Here is a 19018-nt window from a genome sequence, read left to right as displayed (position 1 = left end):
GTCGACCACCGCCGGGCCGGTCGCTCGGCGCCGATTCCAAAGGGGTTCCTCTGCTCTGCCTGACTCAGCGCAGTCGGCGCAGGTAGGGGTCGTGGGCGTGGCGCGGCAGGAGGCGGATCCCGACGTCGAGCGCCACGATGCCGTCCGGTCGGGCCACGACCGGGTTGAGGTCGGCCTCGGCGAGCTGCGGCAGATCGCAGGCCATCCGGGACAGTCGCAACAGCAGCTGCTCGAGGCCTTCCAGATCGACGGCGTCGGCAGCACCGCGGTGTCCGAAGAGCAGCGGGGCGCAGCGCGGTGACGTGATGAGTGCGTGCACGTCGCGGTCGGTGAGCGGGGCGAGCCGGGCCGCGTGGTCGGCGAGTACCTCGGTGGCGGTGCCGCCGAGGCCGAACAGCACCAAGGGGCCGAAGACTTCGTCCCGCACGACACCCGCGAACAGCTCGGTCCCGCGCCGCGCCATGGGCTGTACGAGAGCTCCGGTCATGACATCGCCGAAGCGGGTCCGCAGGTCCAGGTAGGCCTGGCGGACCTGATCCTCCCCTTCCAGGTCGAGGCGCAGCGCGCCCTGCTCGCTCTTGTGCACCAGGCCGGGCCAGTACGCCTTGAGGGCCACTCGCCCGTCGGGGCCTGCCAGGTTCCGGGCGGCCCGTGCGGCGGCGTCCTCGTCCTCGGCCCAGGCCCACGGCAGTTGCGGAATGCGGTAACGGCCGAGCAGCGCGGCGCAGGCCCGCGGATCGAGCCAGCCGCCCTCGGGGTGCGCCGCGAGGTACTCCTCGACGACCGCCGCCGCCCCTGCCAGGTCGATTTCCTGAAGCGGCGGGACGCTGCCAGGGGGTTCGGCGCGCCACGAGGCGTAGCGGGCAGCGTGTGCGAGGGCACGGGCGGCCTGCTGCGGCTCCGCGTAGGCGGGGATCGCCGGGCCGTCAGGGGTCGTGAGCAGCCGTACGGGAGTGTCCTGGTCGAGGAGGACCGCGGCCACGGGCCGGGTGCGCCGCCCTGACGCGCCGGTGAGGGCCTGCAGCGGGTCGTCGCCGCTTCCCGTGGCCAGCGCGGTGGGGACGAGCACCACCAGCACCGCGTCGACGGCTGCGTCGGCGGCGAGCCGGTCCACACAGGCGCGCATCTGCTCGGCGGTCACCGCGGGCGTGGCATCCACGGGGTTGGCCGCAGCAGCACCGGGCGGCAGGTCGGCGAGCAGCTCGCGGATGAGCTGGTCGTCGAAGCCAGGCACGGTCAGCCCCGCCTCGACGCACGCGTCCGCGGCGAGTACCCCGGCCCCGCCGGCGTTGCTGACCACTGCGATCCTCGGCCCCGCGGGGAGCGGCTGGGTACGCAACAAGGCGGCGGTGTCGACGAGTTCGCCGATGCTGCGGGTGGCGATGATCCCGGCCTGGGTGAACAGTGCCTGCCGGGTCATCGTCGGGGTGGCGGCCGCGGCCGTGTGGGAGGCGGCGGCGCGGCGTCCGGCGTCGGAACGGTCGGCGTCCACGGTGAGGACCGGCATGCTGCGGGCGACGCGTCGCGCCGTACGGGAGAAGGCCCGTGGATTGCCGAAGGACTCCAGGTGCAGCACGGCCAGGTCTGTGCCCGGGTCGGACTCCCACCACTGCAGCATGTCGTTGCCGCTGACGTCGTACTTCTCGCCGAGCGAGACGAAGCTGGAGACGCCGATGCCCAGCCGGGAGAACCGCTCGAGCAGCGCGATGCCCACGCCGCCGGACTGGACCGCGATGCCCGCCCTGCCGGGCAGCGGGCGGTGGGCGGCGAAGGTGGCGTTGAGCCGGACCGTGTCGTCCGTGTGGGCGATGCCCAGGCAGTTGGGGCCTACCAGGCGCATGCCGTAATGGCGGCAGGTGGCGAGCAGCGCCGCGCCCTGCTCGTGGTCGAGCCCGGCGGTCAGGACGACCAGCGCACGGACGCCCAGCTTGCCGCACTCCTCCGCCGTATCCGGCACGGCAGTTGCGGGCACGGCGAGTACGGCGAGGTCGGGCGTGAAGGGCAGGGAGCCGACCGAGGGATACGTCGGGGTGCGCTCGATGGCACGGGCATGCGGGTTGACCGCGTGCAGCCGTCCGCCGAAGCGGCCGGCGCGGAGATTTCTGAGCACGGCGCGTCCCACGGACCCCGGGCGCCGCCCGGCTCCGACCACCACGACGGAGTGCGGGCGCAGCAGCGGATACAAGCTCGCCACATCCGCGATCCGGCCGCGCTCGTCGACGGCCGAGAGGTAGTGCTCGTCCTCCTCCAGATGCACAGTGCAGCGGACCTCCGTGCCCTCGAAGTGGCGGGAGGTCCGCAGGCCCAGGTCGGCGAAGACCTGCAGGACCGCGTGGTTCTCGGCGAGCGCGTCGGCGGTGAAGGTCCGGATTCCCGCGTCGCGCGCGGCGTGCACCAGGTGCTCCAGCAGCAGCGTGCCGATGCCCTGCCCGTGCCGCCCCTCGGCGACGGCGAGTGCGATGTCAGCGGACGGCCACTCGTCCCTGCCCGCCGGATGGACGCTGTACTCCGCGACTCCGTCCACGCGCCCGTTCGCCACGGCGACAAGAGCGCAATAGCCGCTGCGTGCGGGCGCGCAGATACGTGCCGCCGCCTCGCGCGCATAGAGGGGATTCACTCCGAAGAACCGCAGCCGCAGATCCTCCTGCGACATCCCCTCGTGCATCCGCAGCACCTCGCCCCGGTCGTCGGGGCGTGCACGCCGGATCGCGACGGTGCTGCCGTCGGCAAGCAGAGCGTGGACCTCGCTCGGGGGGTGTGTCGTGGCTCCCATCGCCGCGTCCTCTCTGCGGGGGCGGGTACCCCTCTGTTTCCGGGCCTTGCACTTCCACGGTCGGTAAAGGCCGATCAGCCGCAGGGATTCCGGCCTGTACACGGAGAGGGGCGGCAGATTCCAGGCCCGTACGGCACGCAGCGGGGCCCGTCGCGCCGAGGCGGCGGCGAAAGCGAACTCAAGCAGCGAGTTCGCCGGCTCCCCCAGGTCATGGATCCCCACGACCACCTCGCCACCGGCGCGCTCGGATTCGCTTCGGCGTCGTGGCGAACCATCACCACCGGGTTCCTCGCCCGAGCAAGGACCTGCATACCGATGGAGCCCAGGAGAAATCCGGTCACGGCACCGTGTCCCCGCGAGCCGAGCACCAGCATCTCCGAGGTCCCGTTCCGGGCCAGGAGAGCCTCCACGGCAGTGTCCGGCGCCTGCTCGGCGGAGACGGCCAACTCCGGGTGCCGGGCCGTCAGGTCCGCTTCGGCCTCGCGGAGGATGTGCAGCGACCACTGCCTGCGCACCTCGGGTTCCTGAGCGACGCGTGCCGTCTGTGGCGGCAGCATCCAGGCGTGCACCAGGTGCAGCGGCAGGCGGCGCCGCATCGCCTCGTCGGCAGCCCAGTCGGCAGCGGCCAGGCTTTCGGGCGATCCGTCCAGACCGACGGTGATGGGGCGCGACATGGGGATACCTCCGTGTCCGACGCGGCAGATCGCAGCTTTCTGCTGCCCCTGGCACCCAGCGTGCCCCCGGGCGCGGTTGGGACCGAGAGGCCGATGGTCCCTTGCCCCGGCCATCCGGCCCCGTGTCCGCTGGACGTACACATCCGGCATCCCGGGGCTTCACCGCATCGATCCCACCGGACCAGGCCCCGACATGCGACCAGGAAACATGCGCATGCATATGCTCGGGGAGTGATCTTGCGACTGACGGGAAGTCCGTGATCGATTGGATGCGTTGTCCCTGGGCAGCGGATCTCGTGAACGACCCACGTTCCACGTTCCATATCCCCAACGTGTGCGGGCCGAGGCAAAGCCTCGGCCCGCGCGCGTTGCTGCCGGATCAGGCGTTCCTTGAAGAGGTCCAGGGTGTCCAGGAGATCCGGGATGACCTACGGCGCGCCGCCTCGCCCTCCGGCGCCGCCCGTTCGCGGGAGTGGCGGATCAGTGAATCGAGGGCCCAGCTGCCCGGTCCCAGGACGGCGATGAGCAGGAACGCCCAGCAGTACGTGGCCGCCGGCTCGCCGCCGTTGGCCAGGGGCAGCAGCGCAACCGGCTGGTGCACCACGAAGTAGGCGTAGGCCATCGAGCCGGATGCGATCGCCGCGTTGGTGCGGGTGAGGAGCCCCGCGAAGACGAACCCGCCGCAGACCAGCTGGATGAGCGCGGCCCACCAACTGGGCCAGGTGCCGAACTCGACCGCCTGCCCGCTCCCGCGGGCGCCGCCGAACAGGCCGAACAGCGAGGCCATTCCGTGGAGCAGGAAGAGAAAGCCCGTGACGATGCGGAACAGCGAGAGCACCGGTCCGCGGAGCTGATCCAGGTTCATGAGTGCACCTCTCGACGGTGGTGGTCGGTGGGGCGGGTCCGGTGGACCGCCGGGCCGCCCCCACCTCTTCGTCCGCGCGGATCAGTTCTCGGCCACCCAGCCGACCATGATCCCCATCACGCCGTCGTGCGAGTGACCGTTGATTTCGTACCTGCTCGTGATCTGCAGGACGTCACCCCGTTCGATCGTGCCCAGGGGCTCGCCGCTGCAGGGCGGCATGTCCGAGATCTCGGTGTGCCCGTGGGGATCGATGAACTCGGGGCTGCCGCCCTCCTCCGCCACGATGGTGCACAGCGGCTCGCCGGTGGTGAGGTTATCGGTCCACACGGAGTGGCCTGCGTGGTGGAGGTGGCCGCGCATGTGCACGAGATTCCCGGAAATCGTGGAGCGCCACCGCCGGGTCTTTTCACTGACGCCCTGGGGAGCGTCGTACACGCTGCCGAGGCAGCCGCCGGCGTCCATCCAGATCGGTGTGACCGGCTTGAGGCGGGAGCCGGTTGCGGACTCATGGGTGAACGTGATGGAGATGTAGACCGTCTTTTCCTGCGGCACGTGGTTCATCAGGTCGTAGATCATGTTCCACCGCTCGCGTCCGACCTTGAAGCCGTATCCGGACGGCAGAACGCTTTCCACCCGCTCATTGCCGGAGGCGAAAATCCGCTGAGGACCATTGCACACGACGTCGCGTGTCCTGTGGGTGCCCAGCACCACGTGGTGCAGCATCGGGCCGGTGTTGACGTTCGCGTTCGACCCGTCCGCGTAGACGAGGTTGGGCTTGAAGCCCGTGATGAAGCAGTTGTCGCACGGTTTCTGGATGTTGAACTTGATGCGGTTGTGGGTCGTGCCGTGGTCGTCCTCGGTCGCGGCGGGGATGGTGAACGGCCCGTACCGCACGGTGGTGGTCTGCGGGGCGGAGGCCTGCTGGGTCGGGGCGGTCTCCCGGTCGGCCGGCGCGGGGCCGGCGGCGCCGACGGCCTGTGGTGCGCCGACCGCTAATGCGGTGGCCATGGTGACGGAAATGAGCGGAAGGCTGCGCAGAGACACGGTTTTTCCTCCTTGCGGTTCAGGACGTCATGACGTGGGCTGTGCAGATGGGCTGTGCAGATCTGTTGGACCGGCGCGCGGAGGCGGGCGGCCCAAGGCGGTCCAAGCCTCAAGGCAACGGAAGGCGGAATGTGCTGCCATTCGGCTCGAGTTGCCGGAAGGTCACTTCGTCCGACCCGATAGCCGAATACGCCGAGGGCGTGCATTCCGTGCCGGTGCCGGGTTCCCATGTCGACGACGGCCGGTGGGCCGTGTCGAATGCTGCCGGGTCACCGACCTGCCCTTGCTTTGGTGCACCGCAGAGTGGCGTCCGGCGTTTCCCGTGTCAACAGACCTCAAATGGCAGGAGATTCAGGAAATACGCCGCTGAGTGGCTGACCTGCATTCTTTATTGCGCCATGGGCCGGCCTGGCCGCGACAACACTGGTGACTTCGCCGATCCGCGGCCGTGCCACCGGTGAGCGCCGTCGCTGTCCTGCAGCCGATCAGCGGTTAGACCCATGCGCGGCCAGGCCGGCGAACAGACGGTGCATGGAAGAGGCCCATGCGTTGCGGTCCGGACTCTTCACGTTCAGGGCCTCGAGAACGTCCACGCCTATGGACACACAGAGCACCATGCGGGCCAGGGCCGCCCCATCGATGTCAGCGGTGAACGAGCCGTCCCGTTGGGCACCTGCGACCAGCTCCGTGAGCTCGGTCTCCGCCCGGTGCAGAGCGGCGTGGACTCGGCGCGCGACCTCGCCGTCCCGCCGCCCGGCGGCGAGCGCTTCGCTCATCAGAGGCGCCCACATGCGCCGGTGTGGATCGGAGAGGCCGGTAGTGATCAGTTCGAGAACGTCGGCGGCGGCGGCACCGCGGTCCATTGCCTGGCCGAGCTTCCGCGACGCGGCCGCCAGGCCGTAGTCGACGGCCTCGGCGAGCAGGTCGGCCTTGTTGCGGAAGTTGCCGTAGATGGCTCCGGTCGAGAGCCCGGCGCGGCGGGCGATGTCCTGCACCCGGGCTCGGTCGTAACCCTGCTCGCCGAATTCCTGGACTGCCGCTTCGATCAGCCGGTCGCGGATCACAGGACTGGACGGCCTTGAGAGAGAATCGGGCTCTGCCACGGACCCAGCGTAGCCGGGCGGCGGTGACGGCTGCCCTCAGGCGGCGGGGGCTGCCGGGCTGCGGCCGTTGGGATGCCGCCCCCGGCCGAGGTGATTCCGTCCCAACGGTTGCACAGCAGCCGAAGAATAATCATTATTCTTGCCGGGGCGTCGAGTTGGAAGGCACGCGCTCGTGACGTACGGCACGGAGCAATCAGTCATCGGCAGACGCACCGAGTGCCGCCGGCTCGCGGACAGCGTCGAAGCCTGCCGCGGAGCACGCGGCGGTGCTCTGCTGCTGACCGGAGATCCGGGGATCGGCAAGACCGCCCTGATCCGGCACGCGTCCCGCCTGGCGCACGACTTCCACACGATCCGCGCCGACGGGGTGCGTACGGAGGAGACCCTGGCGTACGGAGTGGTACAGCGGCTGGTCCGGCCGCTGACCGCCTGCCTGCGCCGCCTCCCGCCGGTCTCCCGGGAGGCCTTGGAGCGGGTGCTGCTCGGGCGCATCCCACCGCCCCGCGAGCGGTTGCTCGTCGCCGACGCGGTGCTGGGGCTGCTGGTGAGCGCCGGTGACAGACGTCCCGTGCTGATCAGCGTCGACGACCTGCACTGGGCCGACGCCGAGTCCCGGTACGCCCTGGGTTTCGTGGCCCGCAGGATCAGCTCCGCGCGCGTACTGATCCTGGCCGGCACGGACGGCGAGGGGTCCGCGCTCCTGCCGGGTGTGCCGGTGGTGCACCTGACAGGCATGAGCGACCTCGACTGCCTGCGGTTGATCACGGAGCATCAGCCCTCGCCGGTCGCGCCCGCCGTACGCGAGGTCCTCGTCCATACGGCCGGAGGCAATCCCCTCGTCCTGCTGGAACTGTTACGGACACTGACCCCGGCGCAGCTGAGCCAGCCCGCCCAACTGCCCGATCCCCTGCCCCTCGTACCCCGGCTCACGGACATCCGGCTCGCTCGGTTCCGCCGGCTTCCCGGCGACTGCCGGCGGCTGCTGTTGCTGCTGGCTGCCGAACCGCACCTGAAGCCCATCTCCCTGTTCCGTATGGCCGGACGGGCGGGCATCGACCCGGCGGCGCTGCAACCCGCCGAGGACGCCGGGCTGGTCACGTTGTCGGCGACCTCGGTGCTCTTCCGTCACCCCGACCTCGGCCGGGCTGTCTATCACGGTGTCGGTCTGGCCGAACGGCACTGGGCCCACGAGGTTCTGGCGCGGGCGTTCGCCGAAGCCGACGACGATCGTCGTTGCTGGCACGAGGCGGCCCTGCTGTCGGAGACGAACGCCCGGCTGGCCGACGATCTGGAACGCCAGGCGGCCCGGGCCCGGCAGCACGGCGAACACGCGCGCGCCGCGGCACTGATGGAACGCTCGGCCGAACTGACCGGCGATGACGGCCGCCGGGGACGCCGCCTGGTCACCGCGGCGGACTGCAGCAGGCGGGCCGGGCGGCTGCGGCGCGCGGCCCGGCTGCTGGAGCGCGCGGGAACCCTGGTCGGTGCGGACCAGACGTCCCTGCGGGGACGCATGGCCTATCTGCAGGGCGTGATCTCCCTGCACCACACCGCGGCGTCCGATGCCTACGACCTGCTGGTGGCCGCCGCGGACACACTCGCCCGCGACAACCCATCGCTCGCCGTCAAAGCCCTCGTCGCCGCCGGGGAGGCGGGTCTGTACGCGGGAAGCGCCGCGTTGCCGATACGGGCAGGCAGGCGTGCGCTGGCCCTGCTCGACGGCACACCGGGGCCGGATCAGGCGGAGGTCGGGTTCGCCGCCGACTTTCTCCTCGGGGTCGCCGACTCCTTCCAGGGACGGCTGCCCTCAGGGGTGGCCCGGCTGCGCAAGGGACTTGACGCAGCCGCGCGGGTGAACGATCCGCTGCTCCTCGCCTGGGCTGCCCACGGTGCGCTGTTCGCCGCCGACGACACCCGCGCGCGTGCGCTCGCTTCACGCGCGGTGACGCTGGCGCGCGCGGCGGGCGACACTCCCACGATGGCGCACGCCATGCAGTACCTCGCCTACCCGGAGTGCTGGCTGAGCGGACCGGACACCGCAGCGCTCACCGCCACCGAGGCGCTGCGGCTCGCCCGCGAGACGGGCCAACTCAACTGCGCCCGCAACCTCATGGGCATGCTGATGCTCGCAGCCGGGCTCGCCGGTGACGCCGAGGTGTGCCAGCAGTACGCCGACCGTGTCATCGACGAAGCGGCGGCACACGGCGTGGGGCTCGCCTCCGCTCTCGGCCTGTGGGGCCTGGCCCAGCTCGACCTCGCCTCGGGAGACTGGGCCGAGGCGGCCGCCAAGCTGCACCGGCTCGCCCGTACCAGGCTGGGACACCCGGGCATTGCGATCGAGGCCGTGCCCACATACGTGGAGGCGGCCGTCCGGGCGGGCCACCGGTCCCGGGCCGAGCGGGCCGCGGCCACCTTCACGCGATGGGCCGAGGCGACCGGCCGGGAATGGCCGGCCGCCCTGGCGGCACGCTGCCGCGCGCTCCTGCAAGCCGACGACGCCGAAACACACTTCCGGCATGCCCTGCGCCTGCACCGGAGCGGGGATCGCGAACTCGAGCGGGCCCGTACCGCTCTGCTCTACGGCGAGTACCTCAACCGGGAGCGCCGGCGCGGGGACGCCCGGGTCCAACTCCGTGAGGCGGCAGAGGTCTTCCGGCGCTACCGGGCACGGCTGTGGCTGGACCGGACCCGAGCCGAACTACGGGCCGGAGGTGACGACGGGCGGGCCACGGGGCCGGACGGCCCTGAGCCGGTCGGCGCGGCACGCAGTCTGACCTCACGTCAACGCCAGATCGTACGGCTGGTGGCCGGGGGTGCGACGAACAAGGAGGTGGCCGCCCGGCTCTGCCTGAGCCCCCGCACCATCGACTACCACCTGCGCCGCATCTTCGAGCGGCTCGGCATGACCTCGCGCGCGGATCTGATCCGCTTGTTCGCGTCGGGGAACGGGCACGGCGAGTGAACCGTACGCGGGGAGGCGCGGCGCCGCGGACGGTCAGCGGCCGAGGGGTCGAGGTCGCGCGACACCTCGTCCGGGGCGGGTTGGAGGTGTCTGAGGGGCCTGTGCCTGAGGTGCCTGAGCCTGAGGTGCCTGAGCCTGAGGTGTCTGTGGTGCCTGTGGTGCCTGTGGTGCCTGAGCCGCCGACGGCTGGTGCGACAGGCCCGCGGAGTACGCGAGGATCGCCGCCTGGACGCGGTTGCTGAGGCGGAGCAGCCGGAGGATCCGGCTGACCTGGGTCTTGACCTGGGATTCGGTCAGGCCACGGCATGCGGCTATCTCGGCGTTGGAGCGGCCCTGGGCGAGCAGGGCGAGGATGGTGCGCTGCTCCTCGGGGAGGGCACGCAAACGGTCCTCGGAGCCGGAGACCTGCCGGGCGGCGGGGAGGGTGAAACGCTGGATCAGCGAGCGGGTCATCGACGGGGAGATGATCGCGTCGCCGCCCACGACGACTTTGACGGCGCTCAGCAGGTCGTGCGGCGAGACGTCCTTGACCAGGAAGCCGTCGGCGCCGGCTTCGAGGGCGGCGAAGAGGTACTCGTCCAGGGCGTAGGACGTCAGCATGATCACACGCGGCGGCCGCGGGAGCAGGACCAGTTCGCGGGCTGCGGCCAGCCCGTCCAACCCGGGCATACGGATGTCGACGATGGCGAGGTCCGGGTGGTGCCGGCGAGCGATGTCGACGGCCTGCGAGCCGTCGGTGGCCTCGGCGACGACGGCGATCTCGTCATCCGATTCCAGCACCAGACGGATGCCCTGACGCACCAGCAGCTCGTCGTCCGCCAGCAGGACCCGGATCATCGGGCTCTCCGGAAGGAACGGAACCTGGGAACTCCGCAACATTGGACTCCGCCGCGCCGGACTTCGCAGCACTCCACGAGCTGCCGGTCGCACCGGTGCTGGCGGTGGCGGCGAGAGCGGTGGCGGACTCGGCGGTCGGCCCAGCCGACGTTGCCGGCGTGGCCGGAATACGGGCGGTCAGGCTGAAGCCGCCTTGCGGCGTCGCATGCGCCCGCACGGCTCCCCCCAGCAGGGACACCCGCTCGCGTATCCCGATGAGGCCATGTCCGCCACCCGTTGTCGTCGACACGGACATCGGACCGCCCGGGGCACGCGGGTCGACCAGGGCACGCGGGTCGACCGGGGCGCGCGGCTCGACCGGGGCGCCCACTGGCTCGGCAGGCGGCCCGTTGCGGACGCTGATCTCCAGGCTCTGCGCGGACGCCGCGACCGACACACGGACCTCGGCGCCGGGCGCGTGCCGTACCGCGTTCGCGATCCCCTCCTGGATCACGCGGTAGGCGGCCCGCAGCGCCGCCGCGCCGGCTCTCTCGGGCTCTCCGCTGACCTGCCACGTTGCTAGTACGCCCGCGCGCCGGACTTCGTTCACCAGAGCGGCGACGTCTTTCCGCCACGCTTCCGCGCCTGTGGCTTCCGAAGCGGCCGACATCTCGCCCTCTCCCCCGCGGGGCCCGTCTCCGTACCCGTCGTGCCCCTGCCCGTCCTCGTAGCGCAGCACGTCCAGAAGGTCCCGGAGTTCACCCATCGCGCGCCGCCCCAGGTCGCCGAGGAGTCGGGCGCTCTTGTGCGCCTCGGACTCCTGCGCAGTGCCGACTTCCAGGGCTCCTGACTGGATGACCATCAGCCCCACATAGTGGGCGACCACGTCGTGAATGTCCCGGGCGATCCGCGCGCGCTCCTCCAACCGGGCGTTGCGCGTGGCCAGTTCCTGCTCCCGCTGGAGTTGTTCCGCCCTGCGCCGGAGGCTGTGAATGAGAGCGCGGTGCGTGCGGACCGTCGTGGCCACCAGCGCCGGAGCGATGAGCATGGGGAGCAGGTAGTCCAGCGCCGTGTCCTGGACGAACAGCGGCACGGGGGGTCGTTCGCCGGTGATCAGCAGGAAGTCCAGAAGCGGCACGGTCGCCCCGGCCAGGCCGACCGCGACCGCCCAGCGGGTCCGCCCGCGTACGACCAGTGTGTAGATCGCCAGCGGATAGGTGACTCCTGAGCCCCCCAGCCACAGATCGGTGAGGGAGGTCGCGGCCAGGACCAGGGGGAGCCGGCGGCGGATGAGGACGGAGAGGGCGGCCGTGATCTCCGCGGTGGTGACCACCACGAGGAGGAAACCGGAGGGTGCCGCATCGGGCTCCCCGTAGGCCACGAGCGAGAGCGGGAGGAACAGCAGCGACTGGAGAAGGCTGTAAACGATCGCGGCCACCGCGAGCCCGGTATCGATCGCCAGGCCCCGGCTGATCGTCGGCCGCCCCGGGCCTCGCTCCCGCCGGTGCCGGGATCGCCGCGCGCGTGGCCTGGTGAGCAGTGCTTCCGCCCGCGCCACGGACGCCCGGATTTTCCTGATGCCGACTGCCATGGGCCGTCCGTCCTCCCTGACGACTTGCTGTCACGCCGGAGCCCGACCGTTGCCGGGCAGGCGCGGGGGCCGGGGGTACCGTCGATCCGCTCGACGGTACCCCCGGCCGTACGGCGCCATGGGGCCATCAGCCCCATTCGGCCCGCTACTTCACGTTCACCGCCTCCCACGCCTTGGCGACGGTCTGGGCCTCGGTGCTGTCCTGGCCGAACAGGTCGGCAGCAGCCTGCAGACTGCCCTTCCGGGCGTCCTGGAAGCCGGTGTCCGAGGTGAAGTACGTCGTCACGGCGCGGAACCAGATCTGCTCGGCGGCTTCCCTTCCGATGCCCTTCACCTGGGAGTTGTCGCACGTCGGGCTGTTGCCGAACTCCGACTCACCGCTGCCGTTGGCCAGCAGGAAGAAGAAGTGGTTCGACACGCCGCCGGCGTCGTGCGGCTCGAGCTGGCCGACGTCGGATGAGAAGCAGTCGGGCGACCTTCCGTCCTTGGAGGGTTGGTCCATGAAGCGCGTCAACAGCTTTTCCTGGGAGTCGCCTTCCAGGCCCTCACCAAGTACGAAGTCCGGCGGGTCCTCCGGGTTGTTGGTGAAGAACTCCGCCATGGCGCCGAAGATGTCGCTCGTGGACTCGTTGAGCGCCGTGGCCTCGCCCGGTCCGGACAGGGCGTTGTTCGACAGCGTCACCAGGTGGGCCATCTCGTGGGCGACGACGTCGAGTTCGGTGAGCGGCTGGACGTTCTGGCCGTCCCCGTCACCGAAGACCGCGCTGAAGGTCACCGGGTCGGCGAACGCATTGGTGACACCGTCGCCGTAGTGCGCGTACACGGTCGGGCCTCGCCCGTCACCACCGAAACCGTTGCGGCCGAACTTCTCCTGGAAGTAGTCCGAGGCCTGGGAGGCTCCGTGGTGAATGTCGGCTGCGACGGTGTCGCGATCGGATGCGTCTCCGGTCCCGAAGGAGTTGTCCTCGCTGACGATGGAGGTGGCTCCAGGGATGCCCAGCGGATTGTCGGCGTCACCACCGCCCTGGTCATCGCCTCCGCCCGGAGGCGGAGCGCCCTCACCACCGTCGCCCCCCTTACCCGGAGGCGGAACTTGGCCATCGTCCTCACCCGGAGGCGTAACTTGGCCACCATCCTCACCCGGAGGTGGAGCGCCCTCGAACTGCCTGACCTGCTGGCCCGATCCGTAGCAGACCGGAACTCCCTCGAGACAGTATGACTTGGCTGCCTTCCCCCGCACTGCCGGCAGGGGACCGAAGCCGAAGAAGACCTCTTCCTCCTCGAAGAACTCTTCCTCCTCGAAGAACTCTTCCTCCTCGAAGCCTCCTTCCTCGAAGCCCCCCTCTTCCTCGAAGAACTCCTCTTCCTCGAAGAACTCCCCTTCCTCGAATGCGTTGTTCGGGCCCTGGCTCTGATCGCTACCGGACCCGCCGCCCGCACCGGTCTCGCACAGCGGATCCCCCTGAACGCACCCGTTGTTGGCGTCCAGGGTGGTCAGCCCGCCGCGCGAGTCGTCCCTGAGCTCGAACCCGCCCTGCTCGCCGGGGGTTGTCTCCAGCTCCACCTGCCCGCTGTACAGGGTGTTGCCCGTCCCCTGCTCGTGCAGATACCGATCCCGGGTTCCCAGAACCTTCCCGTTCTCCGCCTCGACGTACGTGTGCACCTGGGCGGGAGTGCCGTCGGCGCGGACTGCCCGGATGACGTTCTCGTAGGCGAGCCGGGGCTTCTTCTTCCCCGCCCACACGACGAGCCGGGAACCGGCACGCGCGGCACGGGCGGCGTCCTTGCCCGGGCCGGCTGCGGCCGAGCTCTTCTTGACCGCCCCGCCCTGCGCTCGTTCCCGCACGGGCGTGTGCCTGAACGCCCGCTTCCACGCCTCCTCGACGGAGAGTGCGGGATCGGTGCCGAGGTCAGGCGCCTCCGTGAGCGTCTGGCTGGTGCTCTTCAGCCCGCCACCCTTGCTCATGTGCAGAACGAGGTCGCCGCCGATGACCGGCAGGCCCCGGTAGTACCGGTCCATCCGGATGTGCCGGTCGCCGTTGTCGTCCTGCTCGATGGACCGCGTACGGAATGTCTGGCCGCGCGCGTAGTGCGTCTGGGCGGGATCGCTCTTGAGCGCCTCGTAGGCCAGTACGCGTAAGTCCGACGCCCGTGGATCCGGCGGATCGGCGGACGCATTGACCGTTATGACGGTGGCGAGGGAGGCCACCAGTCCTATGGCCACGATGAGAGGCGTGGGCCTCCTGTGAAGGGGAGCACGTCGTCGTCTTGTCACGAGAAGTCCTTTGCATCCGTGGGGTAATGGAGCCCGGCACTGGGGGCGCTCGAGCGCTCAGACCGGTGGCGGCCATCGGCGCGGCGGTCAGCCGCCAGGGGACCCGATGGCCGCCCGTACCGGGTGAGGTGAGAGGAATTCAAGGACCGACGAACGTCTCAGGGATCGGCCTGAGGGAGGAGCCTCCGGACAACTAAAGCGTCGGTGGTGGCAACGGAGGCGCGCGCCTGGGCGATGATGCTCGCTGTGAGGGCGGCGCCGTGCCCCGGCGGCCTGCCCTCACCGGAGCGAGGGACGTCTTATGGCACCAGCGCCGTACGTTCCCGGGCCGCGCGGACGGCCGCGGAGAGGCCGGCGATGTCGTACGCGCCGTGATGCCGTCGGCCGTTGATGAAGAACGTCGGTGTCCCCGACACTCCGCTGAGGTCGGCGGATTCGACGTCTTCCGCCACCCGGGCGGCACCGACGCGCGCCCGCAGATCTTCGCGGAAACGCTCGGTGTCCAGGCCGATCTCCTCGGCGTAGCGCACCAGATCGGGGATCCGCAGGGCACCCTGATGGTCGAGCAGCAGGTCGTGCATCTCCCAGAAGGCGCCCCGGGCGGCGGCGGCCTCCGACGCCTCGGCCGCCAGCTGAGCGTTCGGATGGACATCGTTCAGCGGCAGGTGCCGCCAGACGTAGCGAAGGTCCCCGAAGTCTGCGAGCAGATCGCGGACGACGGGCTCAGCCTGGCCGCAGTAGGGGCACTCGAAGTCTCCGTACTCGACCAGCGTGACCGGCGCGTCGAGGGGGCCGCGTACGTGGTCGCGGTCGGGGTCGACCGGTGCCTCCAGGTCGACGATGGTCTTGGCCGTGCCGAGCAGCGAACGCACCCGCACGGGCTTGGGGAGTGCCCTGATCACCAGGGTGACCGCCCAGGTGGCGGCGAAGGCGCAGACCACCGCGCTGAGGATGCCGATCTTCGCCTCCTCGAGCCGGTCGCCGTCGAAGGCGAGGGTCGCGATCAGCAGCGACACGGTGAAGCCCACACCGGCCATCGTGCCGCCGGCCGCAATCGCGCCCCAGCCGACCTGCGGCCGCAGCCTGCCCCGGCTCAACCGGGTGGTCAGCCACGAGACGCCCAGGATGCCGATCGGCTTCCCCACCAGGAAGGCGAACAGGATGCCCAGCGTGACCGGCGAGCCGAAGGCCCCGGCCAGCTGGTCGCCGCTCAAGGCGATCCCCGCGTTGGCCAGGGCGAACAGCGGAACGATGACGTAGCTGGTCCACGGGTGGTACATCCGCTGCAGCCGCTCGTTCGGGGAGATCGTGGAGGCGAGCCCGGCGCGCACGGAACGCTCGAGCTCCGGTGTCGGCTGCTCGCGGAACAACCGGAACAGGCCGCTTGCGCGTTCGAGATCGCTGCGAGCCGCCGGGTACGCGTAGGTCAGCAGCCCCATCGCAAGGCCGACGACGATGGGATCGACTCCGCACTCCAGGAAGGCCAGCCACGCAGCCACCCCGAGCGCCGCGTACACCGGTCCCCGGCGCACCCCGCCTGCCCGGATGAGCAGGATCACGCCGAAGATCCCGAGGCCGATCAGGAGTGCCTGCAGGTCGATGCGATCGCTGTAGGCGATCGCGATGACGCCCAGAGCGACGAAGTCGTCGACGACGGTGACGGTGAGGATGAAGGCGCGCAGCCCCTCGGGGAAGCGGGACCCCAGCAGCGCCAGAATGCCGAGGGCGAACGCGGTGTCCGTGGACATCGCGGCTCCCCAGCCGTGCACGGACGACTGGCCCGCGTTGACGGCGAGATAGATCGCGACCGGGACGATCATCCCGCTGAGGCCGGCGAGCAGCGGCAGCGCGACCCGCCGCCGTTCGCGCAGCTCGCCCATGTCGAACTCGCGGCGCGCCTCGAGACCGAGGACGAAGAAGAACAGCGTCATCAGCCCGCTGTTGACCCACTCGCGGAGCTCCAGCGACACGCCTGCGGTCCCGATACGGACGGAAAGATGCGTCTGCCAGAAGGACTCGTACGCCGACGGGCCGAGATTGGCCCAGGTGAGCGCGGCGATCGCCGCGGCCAGCAGCACGGCCGCACTGCCGGTCTCGGTCCTCAGGAAATCGCGCAAGGGGGTCCGCATGTGGTCGCCGCACACGGTCTGGCCGGAGAAACGCGGAGTCGCCGATGGTTGTGTCACCCCGCAATTCTCCCTGCTGACCGGCGCCTCTGCGCGGCCCGATGACCTCGTCGCTCCGGGCGGTCCGGAGCCTGCGCCCGTGGGCCCGCGGGCGCGTGGCCGCGCGGTGCTGCGTTGAGGACATCGGAGCCGGGCGAGGCGAACAGCACCTGAAACTCATCGGTGGCCGGGTCGAGTTCGAAGACCTGGCCCTGACGGGAGGGGCCTCCTGCGGTCGTGATCACGTAGATGCGTCGTTCCCGTACCAGGCTCCCTGGCCGACATCGTCGACGGCCACCCAGGAGAAGCGTGCGGACCCCGGTCGGCGATACGATGAAAAGGATCTCCCAGTTCTGGGAACACCCTGTGCTGGGACTCGCTGACACGGGGCGACGTACCGGCGTTCAGCAGGCAGTCGGCGGCTTCCGCGGAACTGTACGAATTCGGCGTGTGCGCGGGCCTGCTCGAGGAGAGCTGACCGCGGCGAGCCGGGAGGTCCAGCGATGACCACAGAACAACACCAGGCACCGGTCTCCGAGGCTCAGATCGCGGTCCACTGGCGCGAAGAGGAGTACGTCCAGCCGCCGGCGAAGTTCATCGCCCAGGCCAACGCGGGCGACCCGGCCATCTTCGAGAGGTTCGCCGAGGAGCGCTTCCCGGACTGCTTCACCGAGTACGCCGAGCTCCTGACGTGGGATGCCTACTGGCACACGGTGCTGGACACCGGCAACCCGCCGTTCTGGAAGTGGTTCGTCGGCGGCCGGCTCAACGCCTGCTACAACTGCGTCGACCGGCACCTGGCGGCGAGCCGGAACAAGGCGGCGCTGATCTGGGTGCCCGAGCCGGAGGACGAGGCCACCGAGGCGATCACGTACCAGGAGCTGTACCGGCGGGTCAATGAGTTCGCCGCCCTGCTGCGCGACTTCTGCGGCGTCCGGGCCGGTGACCGGGTCACCTTCCATCTGCCGATGGTGCCCGAGCTGCCGGTGGCCATGCTCGCCTGCGCCCGGCTGGGAGTGATCCACTCCGAGGTGTTCGGCGGATTCAGCGGGGCGGCCTGCGGCGGCCGCGTCGCCGACTCGGGCAGTCGCATCCTGGTGACCATGGACGGCTACTTCCGCGCCGGCGACCTGATCGACCACAAGGCCAAGGCCGACGAAGCGGTGGCCACGGCCCGCGAGCAGGGCCTTGAGGTCGACAAGGTGCTGGTGTGGCGGCGCCACCCCGGCCGGTACGCGTCGGGGTCCCCGATGGTCGAGGGCCGGGACTTCTTCGTGGACGAACTCCTCCCCCGCTACCGCGGACACGTCCTCGAGCCGGTCTCCATGCCCGCCGAGGCCCCGCTGTTCCTGATGTACACCAGCGGAACGACGGGCCGGCCCAAGGGCTGCCAGCACTCCACCGGCGGCTACCTGTCCTACGTGGCCGGGACGTCGAAGTACTACCAGGACATCCACCCCGAGGACACCTACTGGTGCTGCGCCGACATCGGATGGATCACCGGGCACTCGTACATCGTGTACGGTCCGCTCGCGCTGGGGACCACGAGCGTGATGTACGAGGGCTCGCCCGTCCATCCGGACGCCGGCCGGGTGTGGCGGATCGCCGAACGGCTCGGCGTGAACATTTTCCACACCGCGCCCACCACGATCCGGATGCTGCGCAAGCTCGGCCCGGAAGAGCCGGCCGCATACGACTATCACCTCAAGCACATGACGACCGTCGGAGAGCCGATCGAGCCCGATGTGTGGCGCTGGTACCACGACGTGGCCGGCAAGGGTGAAGCGGTCGTCGTGGACACCTGGTGGCAGACCGAGAACGGCGGCTTCCTCGGCAGCACGCTGCCTGCGCTGCAACCGATGAAGCCGGGCAGCTGCGGCCCCGGCGTGCTCGGCATCCATCCGGTGATCTACGACGAGGACGGCAACACGGTCGCGGCCGGCAGCGGCCGGGCCGGCAACATCTGCATCCGCAACCCCTGGCCCGGGATCTTCCAGACCATCTGGGGCCAGCCCGAGCGGTTCGTGCAGATCTACTACGAGAAGTACTGCCGCGACCGCGGCAGCAAAGACTGGCGGGACTGGCCGTACTTCGCGGGTGACGGAGCCGTTCAGGCCGCCGATGGGTACTACCGCATCCTCGGCCGGGTCGACGACGTGATCAACGTGGCCGGACACCGGCTGGGCACCAAGGAACTCGAATCGGCGAGCTTGACTGTCGACGGCGTCGCCGAGGCCGCCGCCGTCCCGGTCGTCGACGAGATGCGGGGCCGCATCGTCGAGATGTACGTCGCCCTCAAACCGGGCCTCTCCCCCGGCAGGGAGATCGAGGACAAGGTCGCCGAGGCGATCGACCGCGAGATCGGCAGGATCGCCCGGCCCCGGCACGTCTGGATCGTCCCCGACATGCCCAAGACCCGCTCCGGCAAGATCATGCGCCGGGTCATCGCGGGGATCTCCAACTTCGCCGACGTCGGCGACGTGTCCACGCTGGCCAACCCGGAGGTCGTCGACGCCATCCGGCACCACGTCCAGAGCGAGAAACTCGCCCGCGACGAGGTCCCGCGCCCTCTCACCCCCCAAGAAGCCGAGGAAATCCGCGCGTTCGGCGAGACCGGGTGAGCGGCGCCGACCAACTGGCAGGATACGGGCGGGAGTTGTGGCTGATGATGGCCGCCTGGGGCACTGCCGTTCGGGCGGGGGGTTTGGGCCACGCCTGACGGGCAAGGCGGAAGAGAGTGCTTCGGACCG

Annotated in this window: 11 protein-coding genes; 2 read left to right on the top strand and 9 right to left on the bottom strand. The window is 70.5% G+C overall.

What is annotated here, in order from left to right:
* Positions 1-64 precede the first annotated feature (64 nt).
* The 5 genes from ACTWP8_RS09700 to ACTWP8_RS09680 form a co-directional block, all read right to left on the bottom strand.
* A complete protein-coding gene (locus ACTWP8_RS09700) occupies positions 65-2773 on the bottom strand; it encodes a bifunctional acetate--CoA ligase family protein/GNAT family N-acetyltransferase (RefSeq protein ID WP_443321735.1) in 2709 nt (902 codons plus the stop codon).
* 74 nt (positions 2774-2847) lie between these two features.
* On the bottom strand, positions 2848-3447 hold the full coding sequence (locus tag ACTWP8_RS09695) for a universal stress protein (protein ID WP_443321734.1): 600 nt from the start codon (positions 3445-3447) through the stop codon (positions 2848-2850).
* Between the two features lie 379 nt (positions 3448-3826).
* Complete coding sequence (locus tag ACTWP8_RS09690; protein WP_443321733.1) at positions 3827-4312, bottom strand: DoxX family protein; 486 nt, start codon at positions 4310-4312, stop codon at positions 3827-3829.
* 81 nt (positions 4313-4393) lie between these two features.
* Positions 4394-5356, bottom strand: coding sequence for a hypothetical protein (locus tag ACTWP8_RS09685; RefSeq protein ID WP_443321732.1), 963 nt, complete (start codon positions 5354-5356; stop codon positions 4394-4396).
* A gap of 485 nt (positions 5357-5841) precedes the next feature.
* Complete coding sequence (locus ACTWP8_RS09680; protein ID WP_443321731.1) at positions 5842-6459, bottom strand: TetR/AcrR family transcriptional regulator; 618 nt, start codon at positions 6457-6459, stop codon at positions 5842-5844.
* 172 nt (positions 6460-6631) lie between these two features.
* Between ACTWP8_RS09680 and ACTWP8_RS09675 the strand changes: the two genes are divergently transcribed.
* Positions 6632-9421 carry an AAA family ATPase gene (locus tag ACTWP8_RS09675; RefSeq protein ID WP_443321730.1) on the top strand — a complete coding sequence of 930 codons (2790 nt, stop codon included), beginning with the start codon at positions 6632-6634 and terminating at the stop codon, positions 9419-9421.
* A gap of 33 nt (positions 9422-9454) precedes the next feature.
* Here ACTWP8_RS09675 and ACTWP8_RS09670 read toward each other — a convergent pair whose 3' ends face one another.
* The 4 genes from ACTWP8_RS09670 to nhaA form a co-directional block, all read right to left on the bottom strand.
* Entirely contained in the window at positions 9455-10258 is an 804-nt protein-coding gene (locus ACTWP8_RS09670; protein ID WP_443321729.1) for a response regulator, read from the bottom strand.
* Complete coding sequence (locus ACTWP8_RS09665; RefSeq protein ID WP_443321728.1) at positions 10185-11828, bottom strand: sensor histidine kinase; 1644 nt, start codon at positions 11826-11828, stop codon at positions 10185-10187. Before ACTWP8_RS09665 ends, ACTWP8_RS09670 begins: the two co-directional genes overlap by 74 nt.
* 145 nt (positions 11829-11973) lie before the next feature.
* Positions 11974-14052 (bottom strand): M4 family metallopeptidase, encoded by a 2079-nt coding sequence (locus ACTWP8_RS09660; RefSeq protein ID WP_443321727.1) that lies wholly within the window; start codon positions 14050-14052, stop codon positions 11974-11976.
* Between the two features lie 350 nt (positions 14053-14402).
* The gene (gene nhaA, locus ACTWP8_RS09655; RefSeq protein WP_443321726.1) at positions 14403-16289 is read right to left on the bottom strand and encodes a Na+/H+ antiporter NhaA; all 1887 of its coding nucleotides are present in this window, start codon (positions 16287-16289) and stop codon (positions 14403-14405) included.
* A gap of 482 nt (positions 16290-16771) precedes the next feature.
* Here nhaA and acs point away from each other — a divergent pair, with 482 nt between their 5' ends.
* Complete coding sequence (gene acs, locus ACTWP8_RS09650) at positions 16772-18889, top strand: acetate--CoA ligase (RefSeq protein WP_443321725.1); 2118 nt, start codon at positions 16772-16774, stop codon at positions 18887-18889.
* Positions 18890-19018: the final 129 nt, after the last annotated feature.

Source organism: Streptomyces sp. 7N604 (assembly GCF_052245475.1).
Lineage (GTDB): Bacteria > Actinomycetota > Actinomycetes > Streptomycetales > Streptomycetaceae > Streptomyces.
This window is presented reverse-complemented; position numbering and strand designations above follow the sequence as displayed.